General features: G+C 62.8%; 4 protein-coding genes. 2 read left to right on the top strand and 2 right to left on the bottom strand.

Translation table 11 applies throughout. From position 1 onward, the window contains the following. The first annotated feature begins 41 nt into the window (after positions 1–41). Positions 42–359: a hypothetical protein gene (locus NW863_RS12440; RefSeq protein WP_414336537.1), complete on the top strand. Its 318-nt coding sequence runs from the start codon at positions 42–44 to the stop codon at positions 357–359. A 177-nt stretch (positions 360–536) separates the two neighbouring features. Then, positions 537–2,069, top strand: coding sequence for an Asp-tRNA(Asn)/Glu-tRNA(Gln) amidotransferase subunit GatA (gene gatA / locus NW863_RS12435; protein WP_414366732.1), 1,533 nt, complete (start codon positions 537–539; stop codon positions 2,067–2,069). Positions 2,070–2,074: 5 nt separating this feature from the next. On the opposite strand, the gene psb28 is transcribed toward gatA, so the two are convergent. Both psb28 and NW863_RS12425 read right to left on the bottom strand, forming a co-directional pair. After that, a complete protein-coding gene (gene psb28, locus NW863_RS12430; RefSeq protein WP_414366731.1) occupies positions 2,075–2,389 on the bottom strand; it encodes a photosystem II reaction center protein Psb28 in 315 nt (104 codons plus the stop codon). Positions 2,390–2,601: 212 nt separating this feature from the next. Continuing rightward, the coding region (locus NW863_RS12425) for a glycerate kinase (RefSeq protein WP_414366729.1) at positions 2,602–3,832 on the bottom strand (1,231 nt) is incomplete at its 5' end.

The raw sequence follows: 3,832 nt of genomic DNA, 5'->3' as shown, positions 1-3,832 counted from the left end.
GTTGGTGGTAGGATCTTGGCATCCTCTCGCTCTAGTTGATAATGACTCCGGAACAAGAAGAGTGGCTGATCCGCGCTGTTCAAGAGCTGCAAGCGGCCCAGCAGGAGCTACGTCTTGTCCAACAAAATCAGCAGCTTCTGATTCAAGAACTGCGAGAAGGGCAGGCAATGCTGGCTCAGTTTTTCCGCGAGTCCATGGATCGCTTTGATGCGCGCACCCGCGCTATCGAGCGCCGCACGGATGCCCTGGAGCGCCGAACTGAAGCTCTGGAACGGCGCACTGACGAGATGGCCCAAGAGATGAGGGAGATGCGGCAGGAGATTCGAGATCTGCGCCGCGATTTTTTGGAACGGCGGTAGGCCCAAGCGCTCCGCGCTGGCCCTCACCCCCGGCCCCTCTCTTTGGGAGAGCAGCCCCTCACCCCCGGCCCCTCTCCCTGAGGGAGAGGGGAGTTAGTAGGGATCCGTGCTGGATTACTCTAGAGAGAACTTTGACGTTGCTCGATCGGCCTTTCCCTTCCTTAGCGAGTTTGCCATATGTCTGTTATCCGTGCCCTGCACCGCCAGTTGGTGAGCAAAGAGCGCTCGGCCGAGGAGATCGCGCGCGAATACCTGGAGCGCCTGCACCAACTGGAGCCGCAGCTTAAGAGCTTTATTACTGTTACGGAGGAGCTGGCGCTGCAACAGGCTAGGGCGGTGGATGCCCGCATTCGCGCCGGGGAGGCGATTGGTCCGCTGGCCGGGATCCCGTTGGCTGTGAAAGATAACCTCTGCACCCAAGGGATCCGCACCACCTGCGCTTCTCGGATTCTGGAGGGGTTTATTCCGCCCTACGAGTCAACGGTGACGGCGCGGCTGGCGGCAGCCGGCATGGTGACGGTGGGCAAGACCAACCTGGACGAGTTTGCCATGGGCAGCTCCACGGAAAACTCGGCCTTTCAGCGCACTGCCAACCCCTGGGATCTGACGCGGGTGCCAGGGGGATCCTCAGGCGGGTCGGCGGCGGCGGTGGCGGCAGACCAGGCGGTGGTAGCCTTGGGATCGGATACGGGGGGATCGATCCGCCAGCCGGCGGCCTTCTGTGGCGTGGTTGGCCTCAAGCCCACCTACGGGCTGGTCTCCCGCTATGGGCTGGTGGCCTTTGCCTCTTCTCTGGATCAGGTGGGGCCGTTTGGGCGCACGGTGGAGGATGTGGCCCTGCTGCTGCAGGGGATTGCCGGCCACGACCCCATGGACTCCACCAGCCTTAGGGTGGAGATCCCGGACTATAGCCAGGCTTTGATCGCCGATATCAAAGGCTTCAAGATTGGCGTCATCCGCGACCTGCTGGGGGAAGGGTGTGGGGAAGAGACCCGCGCGGCTGTGCAAGCGGCCATCCAACACCTGCAGGAGCTGGGGGCAGAGATCCTGGAGATCGACTGCCCCAGCTTTCGCTACGGTCTAGCTACCTACTACATCATTGCTCCTTCGGAAGCTTCTTCCAACCTGGCCCGCTACGACGGCGTCAAGTACGGCCTGCGGGAACCTGCCGACTCGCTCTTGGCTATGTATGGCAAGACCCGCGCCCGCGGCTTTGGGCCGGAGGTGAAGCGGCGCATTATGATCGGCACTTATGCCCTCTCTGCCGGCTACTACGATGCCTACTACCTCAAGGCCCAGAAGGTGCGCACCTTGATCAAGCAAGATTTTCTGCGGGCCTTCGAGAAGGTGGATGTGTTGGTCAGCCCCACCACCCCCACGCCGGCTTTCAAAAGCGGCGAGCGGGAGGATCCCTTGAGCATGTACCTGTGCGACCTGATGACGATCCCGGTCAACCTGGCGGGCTTGCCGGGGCTGAGCCTGCCCTGTGGCTTTGCCAACGGTCTGCCCATCGGCCTGCAGATCATAGGCAACGTCTTGCAGGAGAGTAAGGTGCTGCGGGTGGCCTATGCTTACGAGCAGAGCACTGACTGGCACAAGCAGCGACCTCTCCTGGGACAGCCCCCCGTTGAGCAGGCCCAGGGAACCGCTCCCAAACAGCCCAAAGCCAAGAGCAAGTCCGCCAAGGGGAGCAAAAAATCCAAAAGCTGAGCCCCCTAGGCCATGCCCATCTGGTTGGCTGCCGAGAAGCGCTCCATAAAGCGCAGGAAGCGCTCCCATTCTGCTTCTGTTTCCATGTCGTAGATCACTTCCAGGGCCTTGAATTCCCCGTTCAAGAACTTGGCTTTGATGTTGCGGGTGGTCAGCTCCCCTTCCTCGTCGATCATCCGCATGCCCAGGATGCTTTGCGTGTCGGACTTCAGCTCCTCAAAGCGAAAAATGGCGGATCCCCGCTTGCCATTTTTGGATTTCAGCAGCCGCACCTGCGTTGGCACTTCTGGAATGCCGGGAGAAAACTCAATAGTGGCCATGATTTTTAAAAAAATAACCCATTCAGGCCATTATAGTTGTTCCAAACACGATTGAGATACTTTGTCGCTAGCGGCCCAAGCGCTCCGCACCGCTCACGCGACCACACCACTCCCTGTCCCAGAGGGAGCTCCCCTCACCCCCGGCCCCTCTCCCTCAGGGAGAGGGGAGCTGGAGAGCAACGGACAGGCTGTTCCATAACCCTTTGCAATGACTATATAACGGCTGGATCCCCGGCTAGAAACTTTTTCAACTCGCAAGCGGCCATCTGCTCCAAATGGTGGCTGGCCTGGCGCTGCGCTTCGGTCACATCCGGGATCCGGTCACAGAGGGCGCCAACCCTGATGAGAAGGGATCGGGCAGTCAAGTTAGCCCGAGCTGCCGGGGTGGCCTGGCCGCAGAGGATGAGCAAGGGCTTCTGCGCCGCGCTCGCCTGCTCCAGCACTGCCCCCACCACCTTTCCCATGGTGCTCTGTTCATCGAGGCGGCCCTCGCCGGTCACCACCAGGTCGCAGCGACGCATGCGCTCCGGCAGGGCCAAGTGCTGGGCCAAGAGCTGGATCCCGGACTCCAGGGTGGCTCCCAAAAAGGCCACCAGCCCTGCCCCCAGCCCACCGGCAGCGCCGGCCCCTGGGATCCCCTCCACCGTCCGGCCCAGGTCGCGCTCCACTACTCTGGCCCAGTGCTGCAGGGCCTGCTCCAACTGCCTTACTTGCTGGGGAGTGGCGCCCTTCTGGGGCGCAAAAACGGCAGCCGCCCCCAACGGGCCGGTGAGGGGGTTCTGCACATCGCAGAGGCCGCGGATGCACTTGCCCAGCCAGACAGGCTGCTTGGGCGGCTCGATGCGCGCCAGCCGGGCCAGCTCCCCTCCCCCCCAGCCAATGGGATCCCCGGCCTCATCCAGGAGGCGATAGCCCAGGGCCTGCGCCATTCCCGCTCCCGCATCCACGGTGGCGGATCCGCCCAGCCCTATCCAAATCTCAGCAATGGGATCCCGGCAGACGGCCCGCAAGAGCTCCCCTAGGCCATAGGTGGTGGTGCGGGTGGGATCCCGCCGCTGCGGGGGCACCAAGGTCAGGCCGGCCACCTGGGCTACTTCCAGCAGCGCCCGCTCGCCTACCACGCCATACTCGGCCCAGACGGGATCCCCCAGCGGGCCGCTGACCCACAACCGCCGTTTTTCTCCCCCCAGTGCCGACAACAAGGTCTCCAGCGTGCCCTCACCCCCATCGGCTAGAGGGAGCAGCTCTATCTCCGCCTGGGGCAACCCCTGTTGGATCCCGCGGGCGATGCTCTCTGCCGCCTCCTTGGCCGTCAGGGATCCTTTGAAGCTATCCGGGCAGATCAAAACCCGCCGAGGCGGGCGGCTGAACTCGGATCCCTCGTCTGGTGAACCCCTACCCAGCATCAGCCCTAAAACGTCCTCGGCGGCAACAGAGAGAATG

The sequence above is a fragment of the Synechococcus sp. B60.1 genome, from assembly GCF_047462555.1.
In the GTDB taxonomy this organism is placed as follows: domain Bacteria; phylum Cyanobacteriota; class Cyanobacteriia; order Thermostichales; family Thermostichaceae; genus Thermostichus.
The sequence above is the reverse complement of the archived record's forward strand: the minus strand, read 5'-3'. Positions and strand labels throughout refer to the sequence as shown.